Origin of the sequence: Myxococcus sp. MxC21-1 (assembly GCF_032612255.1) — a bacterium.
GTDB classification, from domain to species: Bacteria; Myxococcota; Myxococcia; order Myxococcales; family Myxococcaceae; genus Myxococcus; species Myxococcus virescens.
On record NZ_CP123278.1, the window covers coordinates 4,787,315 to 4,809,542 of the forward strand.

Annotated in this window: 23 protein-coding genes and 2 pseudogenes; 8 read left to right on the forward strand and 17 right to left on the reverse strand. The window is 68.1% G+C overall.

Annotated features, from left to right (window positions below):
* The 4 genes from clpX to QEG98_RS21415 all read right to left on the reverse strand — a co-directional run bounded on the left by clpX (position 1) and on the right by QEG98_RS21415 (position 3,085).
* Positions 1-1,278, reverse strand: a complete 1,278-nt coding sequence (clpX, locus tag QEG98_RS21400) for an ATP-dependent Clp protease ATP-binding subunit ClpX (RefSeq protein ID WP_090490877.1) — start codon at positions 1,276-1,278, stop codon at positions 1-3.
* 224 nt (positions 1,279-1,502) lie between these two features.
* The gene (locus tag QEG98_RS21405) at positions 1,503-2,159 is read right to left on the reverse strand and encodes a hypothetical protein (protein WP_011554062.1); all 657 of its coding nucleotides are present in this window, start codon (positions 2,157-2,159) and stop codon (positions 1,503-1,505) included.
* A 27-nt stretch (positions 2,160-2,186) separates the two neighbouring features.
* Positions 2,187-2,609, reverse strand: a complete 423-nt coding sequence (locus QEG98_RS21410) for an AgmX/PglI C-terminal domain-containing protein (RefSeq protein WP_316562622.1) — start codon at positions 2,607-2,609, stop codon at positions 2,187-2,189.
* Positions 2,606-3,085: a GYF domain-containing protein gene (locus QEG98_RS21415; protein ID WP_316562623.1), complete on the reverse strand. Its 480-nt coding sequence runs from the start codon at positions 3,083-3,085 to the stop codon at positions 2,606-2,608. Before QEG98_RS21415 ends, QEG98_RS21410 begins: the two co-directional genes overlap by 4 nt.
* 74 nt (positions 3,086-3,159) lie before the next feature.
* Between QEG98_RS21415 and QEG98_RS21420 the strand changes: the two genes are divergently transcribed.
* Entirely contained in the window at positions 3,160-4,005 is an 846-nt protein-coding gene (locus QEG98_RS21420; RefSeq protein WP_316562624.1) for a tRNA pseudouridine(38-40) synthase TruA, read from the forward strand.
* A 27-nt stretch (positions 4,006-4,032) separates the two neighbouring features.
* On the opposite strand, the gene QEG98_RS21425 is transcribed toward QEG98_RS21420, so the two are convergent.
* The 3 genes from QEG98_RS21425 to QEG98_RS21435 all read right to left on the reverse strand — a co-directional run bounded on the left by QEG98_RS21425 (position 4,033) and on the right by QEG98_RS21435 (position 5,437).
* Entirely contained in the window at positions 4,033-4,197 is a 165-nt protein-coding gene (locus QEG98_RS21425; protein ID WP_011554065.1) for a ribbon-helix-helix domain-containing protein, read from the reverse strand.
* Positions 4,198-4,256: 59 nt separating this feature from the next.
* Positions 4,257-4,832: a hypothetical protein gene (locus QEG98_RS21430; RefSeq protein WP_316562625.1), complete on the reverse strand. Its 576-nt coding sequence runs from the start codon at positions 4,830-4,832 to the stop codon at positions 4,257-4,259.
* 113 nt (positions 4,833-4,945) lie between these two features.
* Complete coding sequence (locus QEG98_RS21435) at positions 4,946-5,437, reverse strand: DUF1772 domain-containing protein (protein WP_316562626.1); 492 nt, start codon at positions 5,435-5,437, stop codon at positions 4,946-4,948.
* A gap of 77 nt (positions 5,438-5,514) precedes the next feature.
* Between QEG98_RS21435 and QEG98_RS21440 the strand changes: the two genes are divergently transcribed.
* Positions 5,515-6,303: an AraC family transcriptional regulator gene (locus tag QEG98_RS21440; RefSeq protein ID WP_316562627.1), complete on the forward strand. Its 789-nt coding sequence runs from the start codon at positions 5,515-5,517 to the stop codon at positions 6,301-6,303.
* A 209-nt stretch (positions 6,304-6,512) separates the two neighbouring features.
* Positions 6,513-8,240: a hypothetical protein gene (locus QEG98_RS21445; RefSeq protein ID WP_316562628.1), complete on the forward strand. Its 1,728-nt coding sequence runs from the start codon at positions 6,513-6,515 to the stop codon at positions 8,238-8,240.
* 41 nt (positions 8,241-8,281) lie between these two features.
* Here QEG98_RS21445 and larE read toward each other — a convergent pair whose 3' ends face one another.
* From larE to QEG98_RS42035, 7 genes and pseudogenes are all read right to left on the reverse strand, one after another.
* Positions 8,282-9,178, reverse strand: a complete 897-nt coding sequence (gene larE, locus QEG98_RS21450) for an ATP-dependent sacrificial sulfur transferase LarE (protein WP_316562629.1) — start codon at positions 9,176-9,178, stop codon at positions 8,282-8,284.
* Positions 9,179-9,275: 97 nt separating this feature from the next.
* Positions 9,276-10,049, reverse strand: coding sequence for an adenylyl-sulfate kinase (cysC, locus tag QEG98_RS21455; RefSeq protein ID WP_316562630.1), 774 nt, complete (start codon positions 10,047-10,049; stop codon positions 9,276-9,278).
* A 192-nt stretch (positions 10,050-10,241) separates the two neighbouring features.
* Entirely contained in the window at positions 10,242-10,655 is a 414-nt protein-coding gene (locus QEG98_RS21460; protein WP_316562631.1) for a M67 family metallopeptidase, read from the reverse strand.
* Positions 10,652-11,291, reverse strand: a pseudogene (locus QEG98_RS21465) (ThiF family adenylyltransferase). Before QEG98_RS21465 ends, QEG98_RS21460 begins: the two are co-directional and overlap by 4 nt.
* Before the next feature lie 5 nt (positions 11,292-11,296).
* Entirely contained in the window at positions 11,297-11,569 is a 273-nt protein-coding gene (locus tag QEG98_RS21470) for a ubiquitin-like small modifier protein 1 (RefSeq protein WP_141619364.1), read from the reverse strand.
* Positions 11,570-11,576: 7 nt separating this feature from the next.
* Positions 11,577-11,816: a sulfurtransferase TusA family protein gene (locus QEG98_RS21475; RefSeq protein WP_090490525.1), complete on the reverse strand. Its 240-nt coding sequence runs from the start codon at positions 11,814-11,816 to the stop codon at positions 11,577-11,579.
* Positions 11,804-12,954: pseudogene (locus QEG98_RS42035) on the reverse strand (HesA/MoeB/ThiF family protein). The gene QEG98_RS21475 and the pseudogene QEG98_RS42035 overlap by 13 nt, the downstream one beginning before the upstream one ends.
* On the opposite strand from QEG98_RS42035, the gene QEG98_RS21490 reads away from it, so the two are divergent.
* From QEG98_RS21490 to QEG98_RS21500, 3 genes are all read left to right on the forward strand, one after another.
* Positions 12,896-13,078, forward strand: a complete 183-nt coding sequence (locus QEG98_RS21490; protein ID WP_316562634.1) for a hypothetical protein — start codon at positions 12,896-12,898, stop codon at positions 13,076-13,078. The pseudogene QEG98_RS42035 and the gene QEG98_RS21490 sit on opposite strands and share 59 nt — an antisense overlap.
* Positions 13,079-13,187: 109 nt before the next feature.
* The gene (locus QEG98_RS21495; RefSeq protein WP_090490527.1) at positions 13,188-14,471 is read left to right on the forward strand and encodes a sensor histidine kinase; all 1,284 of its coding nucleotides are present in this window, start codon (positions 13,188-13,190) and stop codon (positions 14,469-14,471) included.
* A complete protein-coding gene (locus QEG98_RS21500) occupies positions 14,468-15,208 on the forward strand; it encodes a response regulator (RefSeq protein ID WP_090490528.1) in 741 nt (246 codons plus the stop codon). Before QEG98_RS21495 ends, QEG98_RS21500 begins: the two co-directional genes overlap by 4 nt.
* A 16-nt stretch (positions 15,209-15,224) precedes the next feature.
* Here the strand turns inward: QEG98_RS21500 and QEG98_RS21505 are convergent, their stop codons facing one another.
* Entirely contained in the window at positions 15,225-16,271 is a 1,047-nt protein-coding gene (locus QEG98_RS21505; protein ID WP_316562635.1) for a glycoside hydrolase 5 family protein, read from the reverse strand.
* A 290-nt stretch (positions 16,272-16,561) separates the two neighbouring features.
* On the opposite strand from QEG98_RS21505, the gene QEG98_RS21510 reads away from it, so the two are divergent.
* Together QEG98_RS21510 and QEG98_RS21515 are read left to right on the forward strand one after the other, a co-directional pair.
* On the forward strand, positions 16,562-17,443 hold the full coding sequence (locus QEG98_RS21510; protein ID WP_011554081.1) for an ABC transporter ATP-binding protein: 882 nt from the start codon (positions 16,562-16,564) through the stop codon (positions 17,441-17,443).
* A 9-nt stretch (positions 17,444-17,452) separates the two neighbouring features.
* On the forward strand, positions 17,453-21,055 hold the full coding sequence (locus QEG98_RS21515) for an ABC transporter permease/M1 family aminopeptidase (protein WP_316562636.1): 3,603 nt from the start codon (positions 17,453-17,455) through the stop codon (positions 21,053-21,055).
* Between the two features lie 4 nt (positions 21,056-21,059).
* Here the strand turns inward: QEG98_RS21515 and QEG98_RS21520 are convergent, their stop codons facing one another.
* Together QEG98_RS21520 and QEG98_RS21525 are read right to left on the reverse strand one after the other, a co-directional pair.
* Complete coding sequence (locus QEG98_RS21520) at positions 21,060-21,596, reverse strand: DUF2378 family protein (protein ID WP_316562637.1); 537 nt, start codon at positions 21,594-21,596, stop codon at positions 21,060-21,062.
* 180 nt (positions 21,597-21,776) lie between these two features.
* Positions 21,777-21,929 (reverse strand): hypothetical protein, encoded by a 153-nt coding sequence (locus tag QEG98_RS21525; RefSeq protein ID WP_316562638.1) that lies wholly within the window; start codon positions 21,927-21,929, stop codon positions 21,777-21,779.
* Positions 21,930-22,228: the final 299 nt, after the last annotated feature.

Here is a 22,228-nt window from a genome sequence, read left to right on the forward strand (position 1 = left end):
CTAGGCCGTCTTCTTCTCCTTCTCCATGACGAGCTGGGGCGCCTCGTGCTTGGTGATGACCTGCTCGGTGATCTTGCACTCCTTGACACCCTCGCGGAACGGCACGTCGTACATGATCTCCAGCATGGCATCCTCCAGGATGGCGCGAAGGCCGCGCGCTCCGGAGTGACGGCGCATCGCCTCACGGGCGATGGCGCGCAGCGCCTCCCTCGTGAAGGTCAGCTTCACCTTCTCCATCTCGAAGAGCTTCTGGTACTGCTTCACCAGGGCGTTCTTCGGCTGCGAGAGGATGATGACCAGGTCCTCTTCCTTCAGGTCGTTCAGCGTGGCGATCATCGGCAGGCGGCCGATGAACTCCGGAATCATGCCGAAGCGCATGAGGTCTTCCGGCTCGGTCAGCGCCAGCAGCTCACCCACGCTGCGCTCCTCGCGGTGGGTGATCTTCGCGCCGAAGCCGAGGCCCTTCTCGCCCACGCGGCGCTTGATGACGCCGTCGATGCCGTGGAAGGCGCCGCCGCAGATGAACAGGATGTTCGTCGTGTCGACCTGGACGTACTCCTGCTGGTTGTACTTCTTCCCGCCGCGCGGCGTGACGTTGGCCCGGGTGCCTTCGATGATCTTCAGCAAGGCCTGCTGCACACCCTCGCCGCCCACGTCGCGGGTGGCGCTGGGCATGTCACCCTTGCGGGCGATCTTGTCGATCTCGTCGATGTAGACGATGCCGCGCGAGGCCTTCTCCACGTCGTAGTCGGCGTTGTGGAGGAGGTTCTGGATGATGTTCTCCACGTCCTCGCCCACGTAGCCGGCCTCGGTGAGGCTGGTGGCGTCAGCGATGGTGAAGGGCACGTTGAGGAAGCGCGCCAGCGACTGGGCCAGCAGCGTCTTGCCACTTCCCGTGGGACCGATGAGCAGGATGTTGCTCTTGCTCAGCTCCACTTCCTCGCCGGTGGGGCCCTTCACGCCAGGACGCGGCCGGGAGTTCGGCTTCTTTTGATAGATGCGCTTGTAGTGGTTGTACACCGCCACCGCGAGGACCTTCTTCGCCTGGTCCTGTCCGATGACGTAGTCGTCGAGGAACGCCTTGATCTCCGCCGGCGTCGGCAAGCTGACCTGGGGCTTGCCCTCCTCGCGCTCGTTCTCGTCCGCGATGATGTCGTTACACAGCTTGATGCATTCGTCGCAGATGTAGACCGTCGGGCCCGCGATGAGCTTGCGGACCTCGCGCTGCGACTTGCCGCAGAACGAACAAGACAGGTTGACGTGGTGCTCCTTCTTCACTGCCGCCTCCGAGTTCGCCGGCTCCGGACACCCGGAGCCTCCTTCGCCGTCCACCGCTCCCCTACCCGCACGGCCTGCCCACGTCTCGAACAGCCGTCAGGCCCACCTTCCACGCGGCCCTGAACCACTATAGGGCCCTCCCCTTCGGGCAGGAAGCCCGGCGGTACAGGCCCGTTGCCGAGCGTACAGCCCCCGCCAACGGGTCAGCGTTCAGTAACAGCGGCTCAGGCGTCCGTCACGCCCGAGGCGATGTCCTCGAGGTCTTCCGCCAGGGCGGCTGCCCGCTCGGCGACGGCGTTCGGAATCCGACGGCTCCCCGACAGCTCGCTCGCGAGCTTGCGGGCCATCTGCGCCAGTTTCCGCACCTGGGCGCTCTCCGGGGGCGGCTCCGGCGGGGGACGGGGGAAGCGCTCGGCGAACTCCTTCTTCAGCTCGGCCGGGTTCTTCTCCGGGCTCCAGATGCTGTCGCGCAGGGACTTGTATTCAGTGGGCGACAGCTGGCCCCGCTCCTCCGCGTCCGCGAGGACTTCGATGACCTCGAACGCGGGTGCGCGCTGGGGGAACTCCTGTGCGGTGAGCTCCTCCTCGGGCTCGTGCTTGGTCAGGAAGCTGAACGAGCGGGTGAGCTTCAAGGCGGTCTGCTTCTTGATGTGCAGTTCCTTGAGGCAATAGGTCTCGAAGGAGGGGTAGCCCCACTCCTCGAACTTGGCCTCGTCCCGGACCTGGACCAGGAGCTTCCCCAGCTCGGCCCAGGTGGACTTGAAGCGCTTGGCGGCCGTCAGCACGGTGTGACGGAAGGTTCCCGGCGGGACGCTCAGCGCCTTCTTCGCAATTTCGGTCTCAGCAACAGATGCGGCGGACATGCCCACGGTATCGGGCATGCCCGGGGTGCCGGCAAGAAAGTGACCCTACCCCCGCTTGCCGATGGTGAACGACAGGCCCACCGTCGCCTGCTCGCCTTCGTAGGCGCGGAACGGCCACTTCCGCATCTCCGACAGCAGGCACTCGTAGAGTGGACCCTTCTTGAACTGATGGTTGTCCACCCACAGCTTGCTGACCCGGCCATCGTTCCCGATGACGAACTCCATGGGGACCTTGGCGTAGAGGCCGGGGGTGCGCTCCGCCTCTTCCTTGAAGCAGCGGAAGAGCGTGGACTTGTTGCTGGCCACCACCTGGTTGATGGCGGACTGGTCGAACTGCTGCGTCATCTCCATGCCTTCCGGGTCGGTGGTCACGCTGCCCCCGGGGCGGGGCCTCCGGTCCGCCGGCGCTCGGGTGGTGGAGGCCATGGCCACCTTGCCCGGACCACTGCTGCCAGTGGCGGGCTTCACCCCGGCTCGCCCGAGCCCGGACGGCGCGCGCCATGTCCGGGGTACTCGAAGAGCTCCTCGTCATCCACCCGGGCCTGGGCCACGCGGATGGTGATTTCGCCCATCTCGAAGTCGTCCGTCTGGACCTCGCCGCCGCCGAACCACCCGTGGACGGCGGCGTTGCGCGCCAACTGGATGCCGACGATGCCCAGCACCACCACGCCCACCACCGCGGCTCCGCCGAGAATCTTCAAGCGCTTCGCGGACTTCGCCCGCTCCACGACGACCGCGGCGTCCACGCGGGCGCGCGCCTCCGCCCGGGCCACATGCACGCGGAAGGCGTCCACCTCGGACATGCGGTGGAAGTCCCGCTCTCCTGCGGGCGCCACCAGGGTGTCCAGCGTCAGCTCACCCGAGGTGAGCTTCTCCACGAGTTGGGCACCACTGACGGGCCCCAGGACGAGGTCCCCGTGCTTGAAGAGCCAGAGTCCGTCCACGTCCGCCGCAAGGTCTTGTCCAGCTGCCATTTTGCGCGCGAGTATCCCGTGGTTCCCCACACCCAAGCAACGGCGTGCTCCCCTCCACCTCCAAGCGGATTCCCGTCGCACTGTGGATCTGGTACTGCGGCGGAATCTTCCGCGGCTTCCAGCGCCAACCCGAGGGCCCCACCGTCCAGTCAGCCCTGGAAGAGGCGCTGCGGTCCGTGGGGGTGCCGGCGACCTTGATGCCTTCGGGGCGCACAGACCGGGGCGTCCACGCCCGGATGCAGGTGGTGAGCGTCCGGCTGGAAGCGGGCGACTCGGCGGAGTCCCTGGAGAAGCGGCTCCCACCCCGATTGCCACCGGGCCTGGGCCTGTGCGGGGTACGCCGCCCCACGTCCTTTCATGCGCAGTGGAGCGCATGCGGCAAGGAGTACCGCTACCGGTTCCAGTTGGGCGGGGCCGTGACGCCCGAATGGGCGCCCTATGCGCTGGACGTGTCCGCGGAGCCGCTGCTCCAGGCCACGGCGGTGACGCCGGAGCGGCTGGCGGCGCTGCTGCGTTCAGCGGAAGGGACGCGGGACTTCATCGCGTTCCATGAGAAGTCCAGTCCACGCAAGCCGCGCACGCTGGAGTCCGCCACCCTGCACGCGCTGGGCGGTGGGCTCTACGAGGCTCGGCTGCGCGGGGACGGCTTCGCGCGCTACCAGATCCGCTATTTGATGGGGAGCGCGTTGAAGGTGGCCGCGGGGCTGCTGCCAGAAGAGGCGTGGCTCGCGGCGCTCGAGACGGGTCAGGCCATGGAGGGCTTCAAGGCGCCCGCTCACGGCCTCGTGCTCTGGGAGGTTCGCTACCCTCCCCAAGTGGACCCCTTCACCGCCGGGGAGCGTCTCCATCCCCCGGGGCTTCCGCTGGAGCCACCCTTCCACATCGGGTGACGCGCGGTGGGGCCCGGACGGCCATCTTCAGTCGACGAGCCGCTCTTCGTACTTCGCGAGCAGATCGGAGATGGCCTCGCGGAGGTACTCGCTCTGACGGATGCGCGTGGTGCGCGACAGGTCCTTGAGGGCGTCGAGCTTCTCGCGGTTGAGCCGGAAGACCACTGAGGTAAGGCGGGGATTCATGTCCATGTGCGCGACCTCCTACAGATGCGCACACATTCTCACAAGTCGGTCTGATCGCAAGAAATTCACTTCGATCCGACCGGGAAGATCCACTGAACCCCGGTGAAGGCTTCCGCGTCTCCGCGCAGACCCGCGCCGAACCCGAGCGAAAGCCCGAGTCCCCCGAACACCGCGAGCCGCTCGGAGAAGGTGTGTCGCATGCCCAACGCTACGCGAGGCCCCAGCCACGGCCCAGAAAACGGCCTGATCAGCAGGCCCAGATCATAGAAGGTCTGCCAGGACCCATCTCCGTAGAAGTTCCGGAAGCCGCCGGCCACCGATAGATCCGGGCCGCGCAGGCTGCCGCGGATCACCACGAAGACCTCGTCCCCGTCGTAGCCCACGGTCCGGCTGCCCCCGAGGTCCAGGTGCGCGTCCCCGCCATGCTTCGCGTCGGACTCCGAGCGATCAATGGACTCGGTGTAGGAGGCGCCGGGGCCGAGGATCAGCGAGAAGGCCCGTCGTTCCGCGTACGGCGCGTCCACGTACTCCGCCGCTCCGGCTGCCGCGGGCAGGAGCACGGAACAGGCGCTGATCAGGGTGTGGACGCGGTGTGTCAGGCGGGAACCCGCCCTGGGAGACGTGGAGTGATCGCGGGCCATGGCGCGGATCACGTTTCTATCAGGGTCCGCGCCCGAGGATGTGCCAGTCCGTGCGCCCCTCCCCTGGCGAGGCGGCCAGGGGCACGATGCGCGCACGGAATCGGACGTTCTGATCACGAACCGCCCTTCCATCGGAGCCAGGACAGGGCCTGGAGCGCCGAGAACCAGGCCCCCGCGCTGAGCACATGACGCAGGTGGTTCATCCGCGCCCACGTCACCGCGGTCTCCACGGCGGCGGCGTTGTCGGGCGCCTCCAGCAGCCTCAGCATCGTCGGGATGAAGTACGAGAAGGTCAGGAGCCGGTCGGCCAACGCCGCCAACGCGGCCCCGAGCCACCAGACGCGCAGCGCGCCGGTGGCCTGGGATGCGAAGTAGAGGCTCGCCAGGGTGAGCAGCGTCAGCGGCCCCGTGGTGACGAAGGCCCAGAAGCGGAGTCCCACGTTGTCCTCCCGCGCGGCCTCCGCGGACCAGTGTCCGCCCAGGGTGTCGAGCCATCGGGGCAACGTGACGCGGTGCTCGTAGAGTCCCGCGCCGAAGGCGATGCCCAGGACGACGACGAAAAGCCACAGGACGATTGCCCCGACGGAATGCTTCAGGTTGATCATGGCGCCAGGATGCGTTCCCGGCACGCGAGCGTCTTTCGTGCCCTTGCGCCGTTTTTCGCCTTCCTGCGGAGTTCCCGATGAGCCCCCGGCCCGCCCTGCTCGAACAGATTGGCTCGGACGTCGTGCAGTTCCAGGACGCGTCCGCGGAGTTCGATGCCACCGTCGGGAAGGTCCTCGCGCTCGGGCGCGCGGACCTCGCGTGCCTGACGCAGATTCACTTCGGTGGCCCGACGCCCCTGGGCGCCGTCGCCCGCGAAGCCGATGTGGCGCGGCTGGAGCTTGCGGGCTACGTCCAGCGGGAAGCGGCCGGTGGTGGCCAGCGGCTGGTACTCACCTCGCATGCACGGGAGTGGATCGACACCCTCTGGGGTCCCCTCCAGGCGGACGGCCACCAGCTCATGGCGGGGCTGCCGGAGGAACACCTGCGAATCGTCGCGGGGTTCCTGAAGGCGGCGAGAGCCATCCAGGACCGACACGTGGCCCGGGTGGCCAAACTGCTTCAGGAACCGAGTACCTCACGGGCGGCGCGCCATCGAGGCAGGCTCTCCCCCGCCGCACTTCGCCGCGTGCAGCTTTACGTGGAGGCGCACCTTGCCGAGCCAATCCGCGTGGGTGAGCTGGCCACGCGCTCCGGCTTGAGCGTCTTTCATTTCACCCGTGCCTTCCGTCAGTCCACCGGCATGACACCGCACGCCTGGGTGCAGCAACGACGCGTGGAACGGGCGCGCGAATTGCTGAGCAACGCGTCGCTGCCGCTGGGAGACATCGCGCTCGCGGTGGGCTTCAGCTCACAGAGCCATTTCACCACGGTGTTCCGCCGGCTCACCGGACTGACTCCCGCCGTCATCCGCCGCGAACAGCGCTGAAGGAACCAGGTGCAAGGTGGGCCCCCATTCGCCCGCCCACATGGCATCGCAACACATACAGGTTACGCATTGACCTGAGTCCTTGGAGGGGTTGATCTCCCACCATGCACACGGGAACTCCATGGCTCGCGGGACTGATGCTCGTCGTGACGGCTTGCGCCACCCGTCCCACGCCCGTCATTCCCGCTCCGTCCTCGATCCCCGTCGTAGTGACGGAGCCCAAGCCGCTCCTCACGGTGTTCCGCCTCGAACCGGATGGGACAAGCGCAGAGCTCGGGCATCTGCCACCAGGGCCCGAAGGCTTCACTCCTCCTGACACGGGCAACTGGTACGCAGAACCCTTGCGCCCCGTGCGTACCGAAGCGGAGGCTCGCGAGGTCGCTGCCGTGTTGCGCGAGCATCGCGTGCGCGAATTGTCGTTTGGCGTTGCCAGTGTCCCAGCCCCTGGGCTCCTCGCAGCCCTGCTCCAGGAGTCCGGTGTCGTCGCGCTTCAGTTGTCTGGCACGGACTTCGGCAACGCGCACCTCGCCTCGCTGGAAAACGCGACCCAACTCGAGGCCCTGCACCTCAATGCCACCCGGGTCACCGACGCGGGGCTGGCTCCTCTCAAACGCATGCAACAACTGGCAGTGCTGCGGCTGGACGAAACGCCGGTCTCCGACGCAGGCCTTGCGCCGCTGTCAGAGCACACCACCCTGCGTCGAGTAACCCTCGCCGGAACTGCCGTAACATCCCAGGGGCTTGGATTCCTCGCGAGGCAACCGGGGCTGGAGGAACTCGACCTGTCGGATACCGCGGTGGACGACACCCTCCTCGCAGTGCTGCCGGGCGCTCCGTTGCACACGCTCAACCTCAGTGGAACGAAAGTCACGGATGCCGGCCTCCGCGGCCTCAGCGCCATGCCCACCCTTCGGCGGCTGGGCCTTGCGCGTACCGCTGCCTCAGACGCCAGCCTCGCGCACGTCGCGGGACTCCGTGAACTGGAAGCCCTCCACCTGGGCAGCACGCAGGTGACGGACGCCGGGTTGCTCCACCTCGCGAAACTGCCCGCGCTTCGCGCGCTGGTTCTCAGCAAGGCACGAATCCGAGGCGCAGGGCTTCGCCACCTCGCGGGCCTCTCTCGACTGGAAGCGCTTCACCTCGACGACACACGAGTGGGCGACTCAGCGCTGCGCCATCTTCGAGGACTCAACGAGTTGAGGGAGCTCGACCTCTCGCGCACCGCCATCACGGGCACGGGACTTCAAGAACTGAGCACCTTGGTGGCGCTCGAATCACTCTGGCTCTCGGGGCTCGCGTTGACGGACGATTCCCTCGCGGCACTCGCTCCCCTCAGCCAACTGACGCGGCTCGCGCTCAGCCACACGCCGATTGGCCCGGAGGGGCTGAACAACCTGGGTTCCCGCCCACTCCTGCGACACCTGGACTTGAGCAAGACCGGGTTCACCGACGAATGGGTGCCCTCCATACGGCAGGCCTTTCCCGGCCTCCATTCATTGAAAGCCGAACGCACCCTCCTCACGGACGTGGGGCTGGGCCAGTTCGCCGAATGGACAGAGCTGGAGGCAATCCATGTCGCGGGGACCCTCATCAATGGTTCGGGCCTGACGAGCCTGCACACCCTTGCCCGACTCACGACGCTCGACCTCGGCGCGACGAGGTTGGACGCAGAGGGCCAGAAAGCGCTCCAGGGCTTCACGAACCTCGTCTGGCTGAGCGTCGCCGGAGTCCGCACCGGCGACGAGATGCTCGGCCACCTCCCCAGTTCGCTCCGAACCCTCTACCTGACGCGCACGAAAGTCACCGACGCGGGCCTCCCGTCGTTGCACAAGCTGCCACACCTGCGGGAACTCGACCTGCGCGGAACCGCGGTTTCCACAGAGGCCCGGAGCGCCCTGGCACGGGAACGCGGCATCCACCTCATCACCGGGATGTGAGCCGCTCCCGAGCCTCGCGGCCACCACCAAGGAGACGCGGCTCAGCTCACCACGGGCAGCGAAAAGCCCTCCGGCTTGCCTGTGTCCCCCGGCCGCGCCACACCCGCCGCGTCATTCATGCGGCCCGAGCGGAACGGCTCCAGGTCCAGCGCCACGAACTTGAACCCCAGCGCCAGGAACGCGGTGTTGATCTTCTGCCGCACGTCCGCCGCGAGGAAGCGCTCGTACTCCTCCGCCGCCACCTCCAGCCGCGCCACGTCCTGGTGGTACCGCACACGGAACTGTCGGAAGCCCAGCTTGCGCAGCTCCGACTCGGCGGCGGCGACCTGCAGCAGCCGATCCCGCGTCACCGCCGTCCCGTACGGAATCCGCGACGCCAGGCACGCCATCTGCGGCTTGTCCCACGTCGGCAGCCCGAGCGACTGGCTCCACGCCCGGATCTCCTCCTTCGTCAGCCCCGCCTGCGCCAGCGGCGACACCACCTGGTGCTCCTGCGCCGCCTTATGGCCGGGCCGGTGGTCCTTGAAGTCGTCCGCGTTGAAGCCGTCCAACACCACCGCCAACCCCAGCGACTTCCGCTGCGCCTCGCAGATGTCGTACAGCTCCGTCTTGCAGAAGTAGCAGCGGTTCGTCGGGTTGGCCGCGTACTGCGGGTTCGCCAGCTCGTTGCTGCCCAGCACCACGTGCCGGGCGCCCAGCCGCTTCGCCAGCTCGCGCGCCTCGTCGGCCTCCTCCGGCGCCACGGACGCGGACAGCGCGGTGAGCGCGAGCGCCCGGTCGCCCAGCTCCTCCACCGCCACCTTCAGCACGAAGGTCGAATCCACACCGCCGGAGAACGCCACCAACGCGCTGCCATGGGCCCGCAGCGCGGCACGCATCAACTCCAGCTTGGGGCGCGACGACTCACACAGGGACTTGATCCGCTCGGGGCTCAACATGAGGCTCTCCTAAAACGGAGGGGCCCCGGATTGCACGCGCGCCGCGCGGCAACCTGGAGCCCCTTGGAAATGACACCGGGCCCGGAAGCCCAGCCGCCTAGCGGGCCTTCCGCTTCGCGGCCTTCTTCGCCGCCGAGGCCGGCTTCGCCACCCGGGCCGCGCGCGTGGCCGGACGGGCCTTGGCGCCCTTGTCCGCCTTCGGCGCCTTCGCCGCGGGCTTGGACTCCTCCGCGCGGCGGGCCTTGGCGCCACCCTTCTCGGCCTTCTCCGCCTTCTCGCCCTTCGCGGGGAGCGGGTTGGCCTTCATCTTCTTGCCGGTGATGACCTTCAGCTCCTCGGTGCTCATGTAGCCGAGGTCCAGAAGCGACTGGAAGATCTTCGCCGCGCCGTCCTCCACCGACTCCACGTTGGAGTGGATGGTGACCTCCGGCGAGTTGGGCGGCTCATACGGCTCGGTGATGCCGATGAAGTTGGGGATCTCCCCGTTGAGCGCCTTCTTGTAGCGGCCCGTGGTGTCGCGCTCGATGAGCTTCTCCGTCGGGCAGTCGACGTAGACTTCCACGTAGCGACCAATCGACCGGCGGTTCTCCTCACGGCCCGGCTTGTACGGGCTCACGCAGGGTACCAGCGCCGCCACGCCGTTTCGCGTCAGCAGGTTCGCCACGAAGCCCAGCCGCTTCACGACGGTGATACGGTCCTCCTTGCCATCCCCCAGCCCCGCCCACAGCGCCTCGCCAAGTTCACCCTCGTCGAGGATCTCGACGTTGCGACCCACCTGCCGCAAGCGCGCGGCGATGTAGGCGGCGGTGGTGCTCTTCCCGGTACCGGACATGCCGGTCAGCCAGAGGGTGAAACCAGTGTTGGAGGCCATATGGGTCGTCTACTCCCTGCGTCCGGAGCACTTCTTGCAAGCTGCGTATGGACGCCGCAGATCCAGAAGATGGACGCGGTTATAGACGAAAACCCGGCCACTTGACAATTCGCGCCCACCTTTCCGCAGGTGGGGGTGACGGGCATTCAAGTGCCTGCTCAGACAAGGCTTTTTCGTTTCTGCAATGCACTTTCAGCCCGTTCGTAACACGAAGTTTCCCTCAAGCCACTCATACTCCGACACGTAGTGAACACAGCCGCGATGTACGGATCCGATGAGATAGGAAACATCCGAGAGCAACGGATGCCCCTCCGGAGCCGCCCGCAGCAGGTCCTCCTGGGAGAAGGTGGCCGGTGCATCTACATGCGAGTGGAACACGCACACCACTCGCTCTGACCGTACATCCGCGTCGATGCAGACGGCCAGCCACTCCTCGGGCGCGAAGGCGTACGCCACGCGTGGGTTGTCGGCGGCGTTGCGCAGGGGGCGGATCCGCAGGGCGCCCGACCCCTCCGCGCGGAGGATCACCCCACAGCCCTCGAACGGATACGCGGCCTCCAGGTGACGCCCCACCTCGTCGAGGATGTGCTCGGGCCAGTGGCTCACGGCTCGGCGGGCGGCTCACGGCCCGCGCAGCGCGAGCACCTGCGCAATTCCATCTCCTCCACGGTTCCAGGTGCCACCAACCACCTGCCGCCCAGCGCGGGGCCCAGGCCCAGCCGCAGCCGCTGAAACACGAGCGCTCCCAGCGTCCCCACGGCCACGCCCAGCGCCCCATCCGGGGGCGAGCCCAGGTGCCGCACCGTCTCACCGAAGCACCAGAGGCACCCCTCCGCGCTTCGGAAGACAACGGCGGCCCGCATGCCATCGCCCCCAGCGCCACCCAGGGCGCCTCGCCACTCCACGCCGCGGGCAGCTCCGCCACCAGCCCGCCCCCTGCCCCACCGCGCCCGCGTCCGGGTTCAGCGCGGGCACCTCGCGGGCCAGCGCCTCCGTCACGGGCAGGCCCACGTCGGCAGGCCCCATCAGGAAGCCCGGCGCCCAGGGCCCCAGCGTCAGCGAGCCCGCGCCCGTCACCGGCGTGCCACCTCCCGCCAGGTACGCCGCCGCCGTCAGCCCTGACGCGCCAATGCCATCCAGCCGCGCCGTGCCCGCGAGCAGGGATTCCTGGCCACGTCCGCCCACCTCGCGCAGGAGGATCTGCCGGGAGTAGCGCAGGATCTGATCTTCGCGCAGCGCCATGGCCGTCAGCCCCCCGCCATGGCGGGGATGAGGGTGATGCGGTCAGCGTCCTTCACCGGCGTGTCCAGCCCGTTCAGCGCGCGGATGTCCTCGTCGTTGAGGAACACGTTGACGTAGCGCCGCACCGCGCCGCGTTCGTCGAACACCCGACCGCCAATGCCCGGGTGGCGCGCGTCCAGGTTCTTCAGCACCTCACGCACGGTGGCGCCGGGGGCTGCGACTTCCGCCTGGTTGCCGGTGAAGCCCCGCATCGGAGTGGGAATACGAAGGGTCGCCATGACTCACTCACCTGCCTTGCTTGCGGAGCACCAGCCGGTGCGTCCCGTCCGGGAGCGCGTCCAGGGACACGACCTCGTGGCCCTCGTCGCGCGCGTTGCGAGGCACGTTCTTCAGCGGCTCGGCGCCCCGAAGGAGCACCTCCAGCAACGTGCCCGGCTCCAGTGATTCCAACTTCAGCTTCGTCCGCACGTAGGTCATCGGACAGACCTCGCGGGTGATGTCCAGCCTCGCCGTCATGTCGCGCACGCCTCCGGAGACTCAGGGTACGCGGGGATGGCCGTGACGCGACAGCCCTCGCAGTCCGGGGCCCGCGCCACGCGTGTCCGCCGGCCCAGGATCGACACCGCATCCAGCACGTGCAGCGTGGCCTCGCCCTGCCCACCTCGCGCGGCGCCCGACAGCAGCTCCAGCGCCAGCAGGGCCTGCACCGCGCCCACCAGCCCCGCCAGCGAGCCGAGCACCCCCGCCTGGGCACACGTGGGTACGGCGTCCGGCGGAGGCGGCGCTTCATAGAGGCAGCGCAGACACGGCCCCCCGGGTCCACGCGCATCGCCTGGCCCTGCATGCGCAGCACACCGCCATAGATGAGCGGCACGCCCGTCAGCACCGCCACGTCCGACAGGAAGAACTTGGTGGCCACGCCGTCCGTGGCGTCGATGACGGCGTCGTGCGCGCGGAAGAGCCCCTCCGCGTTGCTCGCGTCCACGCGCTCGGGGATGGCCTCCGTGCTCAGGCCGGGAAAGGCCCGCGCCAGGCCCGCCGTCGCGGACTCCGCCTTGTTCCGGCCCACGTCTTCGCCCCGGTGCCAGAGCTGGCGCGGCAGGTTCGTCACGTCCACGCAGTCCGGATCCGCCAGCGTCAGGTGCCCGACACCGGCCTGGGCCAGCGCCAACGACGCCGGGCATCCGAGCCCGCCAGCCCCCACCAGCAGTACGCGCGCGCGCTCCAGCCGGGACGCATGGGGGATTCGGGGGTGATGGTCTGTACCGTGGCCATGCATCGGATGACTGCTCCACGCGGTCGGAAACGAATATGGTGGGGCCGCCTGCGTACCACCATGCAGAAGGGCGCAGGTGTCTCTCCACCGTCCCGCGTCCGCGCGGCCCCCACCTGCCAGGACATATGAAAAACCTGACCGGCGTGCTCGTCTTTTCCGCTGTCCTCTTCCTGGCGCCTGGCTGCACCCGCAAGTCGGGCGAGGCCCCGGGGCCCACCGATGCCTCCGCCGCCACCGACGAAGCCGCGCGAACCGGCGCCAGCAAGGGGCCCTGCGCGCCGAGGACGCGGGCTCCGGCAGCACGGCGCGCGCGGCCCAGGAGGCCTGCGTGGACTCGTGGCTCCAGAAGCAGGGGCTGGACGCGTACGGAAACCCGGAGGGCAGCATGTACGCGGGCGGCACGCCGCTCTTCAACGAGCGCACGGGCGAGCAGATCGACCGGCTGGACTTCATCTTCAAGAACAAGCCCGAGGTCCGCCAGGCGTGCGCGAGTGATGCTTCCGCGGAGTAACGCGGTGCTTCCGCCCGGCGTGGGGCCTGCCCCCTCGCCCCCCAGAAAGCGGGGCGGGCCACCTCCGGGATTCCCGGCCCCCCGGTTGCTCCCGTAGACTGCCGGACGAATGGATTCCCAACTCGCATTGAGCGAGGAAACGCCTGCCAACGACCTCCGCGCCCGGGTGCGGAAGGTCCTGGAGCGCCGCAAGCTGACGGACAGCGTGTCGGCGGAGCAGGCCGCCGCCTCGTGGGAGCAGGACCGCTTCGTGGCCAGGGCCCGCGCGCTCTTCTACGCGCGGATGATGTTCCTCACGCTGGGCCTGCTCATCCTCGCGGTTCCGGCCTGGAGCGGCTACTTCGGCCTCACCGGGCCCTTCTCCTTCGTGGGCTACTTCGCGATGCTGCTCTACAGCGTCGCCAACCTCCTGGTCATCGACCACCCCAAGGCCGGCCGCTGGGTGACGTACATCACCCTCTGCCTGGACGTGACCATCAGCGTGGTGCTCATCGCCAAGCCGCACGTCGGCGGCGGTCTCCAGAGCCCGCTGCTGGCCACGCAGCTGCTCTTCACCACGCTCTTCGCCATCCTCTTCCCCAAGCCGCTGGCGATCCTGCCGCCGCTGCTGGCGCTGCCCATCACCACCCGGCTGGACCTGCTCCTCAACCGCTCCGTGACGGCGGTGGAGCTGCTGACCCTGCTCTGGTACCTGGCGCTCAACTTCATCATCGTCTACGTGCTCGTGTACCTGAACGAGCGCGAGGCCGCCGCGCACCGCGAGGTCGTGTCGCTCCAGGGAGACCTCAAGGAACTGGCGGTGGTGGAGGAGCGCAACCGGATGGCCCGGGAGATCCACGACGGCCTGGGCGCGTCCCTGTCGTCGATGATCATCCAATCCGAATACATCCTGAACCTCGCGCGCGAGGAGGCCCTGCGCGAGGAGATCCGCGAGCTGAAGCTCACCGCGGAGGAGTCCATCGAGGAGCTGCGGCGCAGCCTGCGGATGATGCGCGAGGACTTCGAGCTGGCGCAGGGCCTGGAGGACTACGCGAAGACGTTCCGCGAGCGCACGGGCCTGGACATCCGCTTCGAGCGCACCGGGCTCCAGCGCAAGCTGGACCCGGACGCGCAACTGGCGCTGTTCCGCATCCTCCAGGAGTCGCTGTCCAACGCGGTGAAGCACGCGGAGGCCAAGGGCGTCCAGGTGCGGCTCGACTTCAGCGAGGACCGCGTCAACCTCGTCGTACGCGACGACGGCAAGGGCTTCGACCCTTCCCGGACGCCGCGCGGCCACTACGGCCTCTTGAACATGCGTGAGCGCGCCATGAAGCTCGGTGGCCAGCTCATCGTGGACTCGTCACCCGGCGCTGGCGCCCAGGTGGCATTCTCCCTTCCCTGTCGCCCATCATGACCGGAGCTCCCGTGGACGCCCCGCAGCCTCCTGATTCGCCGCCCATTCGCGTCTTCGTGGTCGAGGATCAAACGAAGATCCTCAAGAACCAGCTCCGCCTCTTCGAGAACCACCCGGAGATGGACATCATCGGCACCGCGCTCTCCGGTGAAGCCGCGCTGGAGGAAGTGCCCAAGCTGATGCCGGACGTGCTGCTGCTCGACCTGGGCCTGCCCCGCATGAGCGGCATCGACGTGACGCGCGAGGTGAAGGCGCGCTTCCCGAAGATTGAAATCCTCATCTTCACCATCTTCGACGAGGAGGACAAAGTGCTGGAGGCCGTGAAGGCGGGCGCCTCCGGCTACCTGCTCAAGGGCGCCCCGGTGGACAAGATCATCGAGGCCATCAAGGAGGTCCGCGCGGGCGGCACCGTCATCCAGCCCAACCTTGCCCGCCGGCTGCTCCGTCACTTCCGCGTGGAGCCCGACGCCAGCCCCCTGATCTCCCCGCCCACCGCGCCGGAGCCGTCGGCCAGCGACCTGCCCCAGGAGCCCCTGCTCAAGCCGCTGTCGGACCGCGAGCGCGAAATCCTCCAGCTCATCGCCAAGGGCGTGTCCAACAGCGAGGCGGCGCGCCTGCTCGACCTCAGCAAGGCCACCATCCGCACGCACCTGGAGCACATCTACCGGAAGCTGGAGGTCACCAACCGCGTGGAGGCCGTCACCGAAGGCATCCGCAAGGGCCTCATCTCCGTTTGAGCCGGAGCGCCCGCGCTCAGCGCCCCCTGGAGACCGCCGCCCCCGGACGCTCCGCGGCGGCGGCCTCCATGACCAGGTCCGCGTACCGGTTGACCGGATCCCCCGGCTGCGTGCCGTCCCGGTAATAGAAGGTGTAGTCGTCCCAGGCCTCCGGCCGGGCGTCGTTGGAGAACATCCACAGCGCCCCCGCGCCGACGCCTGCCTTCCGCATGCACTCCAGCCAGCCTCGATAGAGCGCGCGCCGCTGCGACACGTCGAACGTGCCTTCGTTGCGCAGTCCCAGTTCGCCCACGAACAAGGGCTTGCCCAGGTTCCGGGCGATGGCGGCGTGCTCCCGAATCCACCGGGCGCCGGCCTCGGCCGTGTCGATGCCGCCCAGGCCCCAGGACTCCGGATAGAAGTGCACCGACGCGAAGTCGATGTACGGGGACGCCGTGTTGCGCGTGAAGCTGGCCCCCGGCGTGCGAAGCACCGGCGACCCGGAGCGGGACCAGAAGCCAGGGTCGTACCCGTCGGGAGACGGCTCGAAGCCCTCCTCCCCCGTCCCCACCAGGTGACCGGGCGCGTGCGTCTTCACCTCGCGCGCCACGTCATCAATCCACGCGCGCAGCCGCGCCCCTTCCTTGTCCAGCCCCCGTCCCCGCGGCTCGTTGAGCAGCTCCCAGGCCAGGACGGCCGGGTGGTCGCCATAGCGGATGCCGTCCACCGTGTTCACCCGGTTGAGCAACCGCGCCACGTGCGCCTTGAAGTGCGCCACCACCACCGGGTCGGTGAAGAACCGAGCATCCCCTTCCACGGGCTGGGGGAGCCCCGCCCACGCCACGTACTGGCGCGCGCCCCCGTATGCATCCCAGTAGTTCCCCAGCGTCAGCACCAGGCGAACGCCATGGAAGCGGGCGCGGGTGAGCACCCGATCCAGGCCGACCAGGGCCACCTCGTCGTACTCCAGCGGCGCCACCTGGATGGCGGTGTCCCCCACCTTCGACAGCGCGTCGTTGTGTCCGTTGGTGCGCAGCGCGCGCACGCCCAGCGCGGAGGCCTTGGCGAGCACCTCTTCCAGCACCGGGGACTCCGCCGCCCCCGCCGCGCGTCCCGGGTGGCCTCTTCCTGCAGGAAGTAGGCATTGAGCACCATGGCGCCGGACGGCAACCGGTCCAGGTGTTGCGCCGGACCGCCCGAGCAGCTTGCGGCCACCGCCTCCAGCATGACCGGGTCCCCCTCTCCGCAGGCCCCCAGGAGGAAGGCGACGGCCGCGGAGGCGGTGGAGGTCCGGCGAGAAAGGGGCATGCCGACATGGTAACGACGCCACGCGCTCCACGCATCGGTCCCGAGGACTGGGCTAGGTTCGCCGCCATGGAGCTCAGACTGGAAGGCGTGTCGAAGACGTACCCCAACGGCACCCGTGCGTTGCAGGGTGTCAACCTCACGATTCCACGCGGGATGTTCGGGCTGCTCGGGCCCAACGGCGCCGGCAAGTCCACGCTGATGCGCAGCATCGCCACGCTGCAGGACGTGGACGCGGGCACCATGACCTTCGACGGCATCGACCTGCGCCGGGACAAGGACCGGCTGCGCGAGGTGCTGGGTTACCTCCCACAGGACTTCGGCGTGTACCCCAAGGTGACGGCCTGGGACATGCTGGACCATCTGGCCCAGCTCAAGGGCCTGGCCCAGCGCGGCCCGCGCCATGACACGGTGAAGGCGCTCCTCCAGAAGACGAACCTCTGGGAGCATCGCGACCGGCGGCTCGGTGGATTCTCCGGCGGCATGAAGCAGCGCTTCGGCATCGCCCAGGCCCTGCTCGGCAATCCCAAGCTGCTCATCGTGGACGAGCCCACCGCCGGGCTCGACCCTGCCGAGCGCTTCCGCTTCCACAACCTGCTGGCGGAGATCAGCACCGACGTGGTGGTGCTGCTGTCCACGCACATCGTCTCCGACGTGGCGGACCTCTGTCAGAACATGGCCATCCTCGCCCAGGGGAACGTCGTGGCCAGCGGCCACCCGCTGAAGCTGGTGGAGTCCCTGCACCAGCGCGTGTGGAAGCGCTTCGTCACCCACCAGGAGGAGCTGGACGCGCTCATGAAGCAGTTGGAGGTCATCGCCGTGCGGCGCGTGGCCGGGCAGCGACTGGTCCACGTCTACGCGGAGTCCCCGCCAGAGGGCTTCGAGCCCGCCAGCCCCGACCTGGAGGACGTGTACTTCCACGCGCTCGCCCGGGCATCCAAGCAGCCCTGAGGGCCCGCCATGTTCACCGCCCTCCTGACCTTCGAATTGCGGCGCCGGGTGAAGATGATCTCCACCTGGGTCTACGCCCTGGTGCTGGCCGCCGCCGCCGCGCTGATGACGCTGGCGATTGGCGCCGTGTTCAAGGGGTTCTCGGTGGCGTCGGGCCCGGAGCTGGTCCGCGTCAACAGCCCGCACACCGTCTTCAGCTTCACCATCAGCCTGGCCTACTTCGGCCTCTTCATGGTGGCCGCCGTCTTCGGCCAGGCCGCCTACCAGGACTTCGGCCACAACACGTGGATGCTCATCTTCACAAAGAACGTGAAGAAGGGCCCGTACCTGCTCGGCCGGTTCCTGGGCGCGTACCTCTTCAGCGCGGTGCTGATGCTGGCCATCATCCCCGGGCTGATGGTGGGCGCCGCGGGCGTGTGGCTGGTGGATGCCGAGCGGCTCGCTCCGTTCCAGCTCACGTCCTACCTCTGGCCCTACGTCATCGGCGTCTGGCCCACGCTCTTCTTCGCCGGCGCCGTCTTCTTCGCGCTGGCCGCCCTGACGCGGCGCATGGCCCCCGTGTACGTGGGCGTCGTGGTGCTGGTGATGGGGTACCTGACGCTCAGCGCCGCCATGTCCGACGTGCAGCACCAGGACCTGGCGTCCCTGCTGGACCCGTTCGGCTTCCTCACCTTCGAGAACGCGACCCGCTACTGGACGGCGGCCGAGCGCAACCAGGACCACGTCCCCTTCGCCGGGCTGCTGCTCGCCAACCGGTTGCTGTGGAGCGTCGTGGGCGCCGCGCTCCTGGGGCTGGCCGTCCTGCGCTTCCGCACCACCGTGGAGGAGCAGCGGGGACGCGGCACGCGCCAGGAGAAGGAGGCCCCCGCCCCGGTCGCCATCCCCACCACCCTGGCGGCGCCCACGACGGGCAGTTGGCTGCGCACGGCCTTCGCCACCTCCTGGCTGGCATACCGCGACATCCTCCGCTCCCCGGTGTTCTGGTCCTTCGTCGTGGCGGGGCTGGCCATGGGCACCATGGGCATCTCCATCTCGAAGCAGATATACGGCACCGCCACCTGGCCGGTGACGTGGCAGGTGCTGGAGACGGCCACGCGAACGTTCCAGCCCTTCCTGCTCATCACCATCACCTTCTACGCGGGTGAGCTGGTGTGGAAGGAGCGCGACGCGGGGCTGGCCGACATCGTGGATGCCACGCGCGTGCCGTCCTGGGTCACCTATGGCGCGAAGCTGGGGGCGCTGCTGCTCGTGGCCTTCTCGCTGAAAGTCGTGGCGCTGCTGTCCGCGCTGCTCTCCCAGGTGCTTCGCGGCTACGTCGACATCGAGTGGAACCTCTACGCCACACAGCTCTTCCTGCTGGACTTCCCGCATGACGCGCTGTTGTGCGTGCTGGCCTTCTTCGCGCAGGTGCTCATCCATCAGAAGTACCTGGCGTACCTGGTGATGGTGCTCTACTTCGTCCTCCAGGCCGCGCTGGGCCTGATGGGCGTGGAAGACCTGCTGGTCCGCTACGGCTCCGAGCCCACGCTCCGCTACTCTGACCTGAACCGCTTCGGCAGCATCATCCCCGCGCTCGTGTGGCACCGCGTCTACTGGTACGGGCTGGCGGCGCTGCTCGTGGCGGTGGGCTATCTGCTCACGGTCCGAGGCCTGGAGGCGCGCTGGAAGCAGCGCTGGGCGGCCGCCAAGGCTCGGCGCACGCGCGCGTGGACGGCAGCCGCGGCGCTGTCGCTCTGCGTCTTCATCGGGGCGGGCGCGTTCATCTATTACAACACCCACATCCTCAACCCGTACATCACACGGAAGGACCGGGAGCGGCAGCAGGCACGCTACGAAAAAGAGTACGCGTCCTACGCCGCCCTGCCTCACCCACGCATCACCGCCGCGAAGGTCACCTTCCACATCCACCCGGAAGCGCTGCGCCTGGAGGCCCTGGGCAGCTACCGCATCCGCAACAAGACCGACGCGCCCATCTCCAAGGTGATGCTCAGCCTGCCGGACGACGCCCGGGTGCGCGGCCTGTCCCTGGCCGGGGTGACGAAGCCCGCGAGGCATGACGCCGAGCTCGGCATCTTCATCTACGAGCTGCCCACGCCGCTGGCGCCCGGCGCCGACTCCGCCATCGTGTTCGACCTGGAGTTCGGGACGAAGGGCTTCAAACACGGCGGGGCGCGCACGGACATCGTGGGCAACGGCACCTTCTTCAACAACATGAGCCTGCCGGTGCTGGGCTACCTGAAGGACGCGGAGCTGGAGGACGACCGGGACCGCAAGGACTACGGCCTGCCGCCTCGCGAGCGCCTGCCGGACCGCGACGACCCGAAGGCGAAGCAGGACAACTACATCCGCCAGGACTCGGACTTCATCACCTTCGAGGCCACGGTGAGCACGGCGAAGGACCAGATTGCCATTGCCCCGGGCTACCTGGAGAAGGAGTGGACCGAGGGCAACCGCCGCTTCTTCCACTACCGGATGGACAAACCCATCCTCAACTTCTTCTCCGTCCTGTCCGCGCGCTACGAGGTGATGCGCGACACGTGGCGCGACGTGAAGCTGGAGATCTACCACCACCCCACGCACACCTTCGCGCTGGACCGGATGATGCGCGGCATGAAGGACACGCTGGAGTACTGCAGCGAGAACTTCGGGCCATATCAGCACCGGCAGGCCCGCATCCTGGAGTTCCCCCGCTACGCGAGCTTCGCCCAGTCCTTCCCCAATACGATTCCGTATTCGGAGGCGCTGGGCTTCATCGCCCGCGTGGAGGACGGACGCGCCGACGACGTGGACTACCCGTACTACGTCACCGCGCACGAGATTGCCCACCAGTGGTGGGCGCACCAGGTGGTGGGCGCGCGCGCGCAGGGCGCCACGATGACGTCGGAGACGATGTCGCAGTACGCCGCGCTGATGGTGATGAAGCACCGCTTCGGGCCGAAGAAGATGAAGCGCTTCCTCAAGTTCGAGCTGGACCGCTACCTCGCTGGCCGCGCGTTCGAATCGAAGAAGGAGGTGCCGCTGGCACGGGTGGAACAGCAGATGTACATCCACTACCAGAAGGGCAGCCTCGTCATGTACGCGCTGCAGGACTTCATCGGCGAGGATCGGGTGAACCGCGCCCTGCGCCGCTACGTGGAGAAGGTCCGCTTCCAGGGCCCGCCGTACACCGGCTCCTCCGAGCTGCTGGGCTTCCTCCGGGAAGAGACGCCGCCGGAGTACCAGTACCTCATCGAGGACCTGTTCGAGAACATCACCCTCTACGACAACCGCGCCGTCTCCGCGCAGGTGCGGCAGAACGACCAGGGCACCTGGGACGTCACCCTCAAGGTGACGTCGAAGAAGTACCGCGCCGATGAGAAGGGCGAACAGACGGAGGTGGACTTCAACGACTGGATGGACGTAGGCGCGCTCGACGAGCGCGGCGAGGCCATCTTCCTGGAGAAGCGCCGGGTGACAAAGGGCGAATCGGAGTTCACCTTCACCGTTCCCGTGAAGCCCGTCCAGGTGGGTATCGACCCGCTCAACGTGCTCATCGACCGCACGTCCACCGACAACGTGACGGAGCCCTCCGTCGCGTCCGCGGTAGCGCTGGGGCGCCCGTCCACGCCCTGACGAGTCAGCGCCAGCGAATGCGCAGGTCGAAGCCGTCGGGCGGCTCGTAGCGCTCCACGTTCGCCTGGGGCTCGGTGGCACCGGCCTGCCGCAGCGCACCTTCACAGGTGCCCGCGGCGGCCTCCGCCGGGAACGGGTAGCCCCGGAAGCGGACACGCCAATCCGCCGGCCCCAAGGATTCCACCTGGATGTCCACCGGGGAGAAGACGGAGCTGAAGCTCAGCGACACGCGCTTCATGGCACGCTCGGGCCCGGCCACCTTGAGGGCAATGCCCACCACCTTGCCCACCAGGGTGTCGAAGTAGCTGCGCACCAGCTCCCGCCCCAGGGTCCGGTAGGCCAGCTGACGGTCCATGCCCTGGTAGCGGTAGCGCACCGTCGCTTCCTGACAACCCACGAACACGGCCGCCGGATAGGTGGCGCGGGGCTTGTCCATGTCGAAGCCCGCGGCCAGGAACTCGGCCTGGAGCTTCGCGTCGGGTTGCGCCAGGCGGACCAGGGATTCGAACAACGTTGATTGAACAGTGACTTCGGCTGGCATCGGTGGCGCGGCACCCTAGGGGAGTCAAGCGGTGCGGGAAAGCGGATGCACCGGCGGTGTTTGACTCGTCAACGTCCGCGCTCAGTCGCCGCGAAGGCCACCGGGGTCAGGCGGTTGGGGCCGGGCCAGCAACGTGGGCGGCATCCCCAGCTCCACGGGCATGAAGTAGACATGGATGCCTCACATCACTCCCGGCGTCTCAGTGAGTGAGAATGAATCATCCAATCCGGCGACGAAGCGGTCCTTGTGACATGCGGCGACACAAACGTCTCGCGCGTCGAGAATCCAGAACAACAGCCCGAAGTCGCTCCCAGCGGCCGTCTTCCGATTCATGACGAAAGACGCGCACTGGCCCAGGAGCAAGGGACACGGCGGAGCCTCACAAGTGTCAGACAGTCCTGAGAGGATGTCCCCAGGCGCCAATGCCAGAGGGGGAGCCCCGCGCGACATCCGTAACAGGAATTGAGTGAAGAAATCTGGCCTCGGCCGTTTCTCACCAACTTGAGACGTCGTGTCCCAGAGGGCACACGGCTGTGACACATGTTGTAACCCATTCATACACAACCAATCTCGAGAGTTAAGAATACAACCTTGGCTTTACGAGCAATCCGCTATTGGCGTAGGTTTTAGAC

Bases quoted from the DNA above. Each gene is read 5' to 3' on its own strand.
- QEG98_RS21405 (WP_011554062.1), bottom strand. From the start codon at position 2,159: ATGCCCGATACCGTGGGCATGTCCGCCGCATCTGTTGCTGAGACCGAA.
- QEG98_RS21425 (WP_011554065.1), bottom strand. From the start codon at position 4,197: ATGGACATGAATCCCCGCCTTACCTCAGTGGTCTTCCGGCTCAACCGC.
- QEG98_RS21430 (WP_316562625.1), bottom strand. From the start codon at position 4,832: ATGGCCCGCGATCACTCCACGTCTCCCAGGGCGGGTTCCCGCCTGACA.
- QEG98_RS21435 (WP_316562626.1), bottom strand. From the start codon at position 5,437: ATGATCAACCTGAAGCATTCCGTCGGGGCAATCGTCCTGTGGCTTTTC.
- QEG98_RS21440 (WP_316562627.1), top strand. From the start codon at position 5,515: ATGAGCCCCCGGCCCGCCCTGCTCGAACAGATTGGCTCGGACGTCGTG.
- larE (WP_316562629.1), bottom strand. From the start codon at position 9,178: ATGTTGAGCCCCGAGCGGATCAAGTCCCTGTGTGAGTCGTCGCGCCCC.
- cysC (WP_316562630.1), bottom strand. From the start codon at position 10,049: ATGGCCTCCAACACTGGTTTCACCCTCTGGCTGACCGGCATGTCCGGT.
- QEG98_RS21470 (WP_141619364.1), bottom strand. From the start codon at position 11,569: ATGGCGACCCTTCGTATTCCCACTCCGATGCGGGGCTTCACCGGCAAC.
- QEG98_RS21495 (WP_090490527.1), top strand. From the start codon at position 13,188: ATGGATTCCCAACTCGCATTGAGCGAGGAAACGCCTGCCAACGACCTC.
- QEG98_RS21500 (WP_090490528.1), top strand. From the start codon at position 14,468: ATGACCGGAGCTCCCGTGGACGCCCCGCAGCCTCCTGATTCGCCGCCC.
- QEG98_RS21510 (WP_011554081.1), top strand. From the start codon at position 16,562: ATGGAGCTCAGACTGGAAGGCGTGTCGAAGACGTACCCCAACGGCACC.
- QEG98_RS21515 (WP_316562636.1), top strand. From the start codon at position 17,453: ATGTTCACCGCCCTCCTGACCTTCGAATTGCGGCGCCGGGTGAAGATG.
- QEG98_RS21520 (WP_316562637.1), bottom strand. From the start codon at position 21,596: ATGCCAGCCGAAGTCACTGTTCAATCAACGTTGTTCGAATCCCTGGTC.
- QEG98_RS21525 (WP_316562638.1), bottom strand. From the start codon at position 21,929: ATGAATCGGAAGACGGCCGCTGGGAGCGACTTCGGGCTGTTGTTCTGG.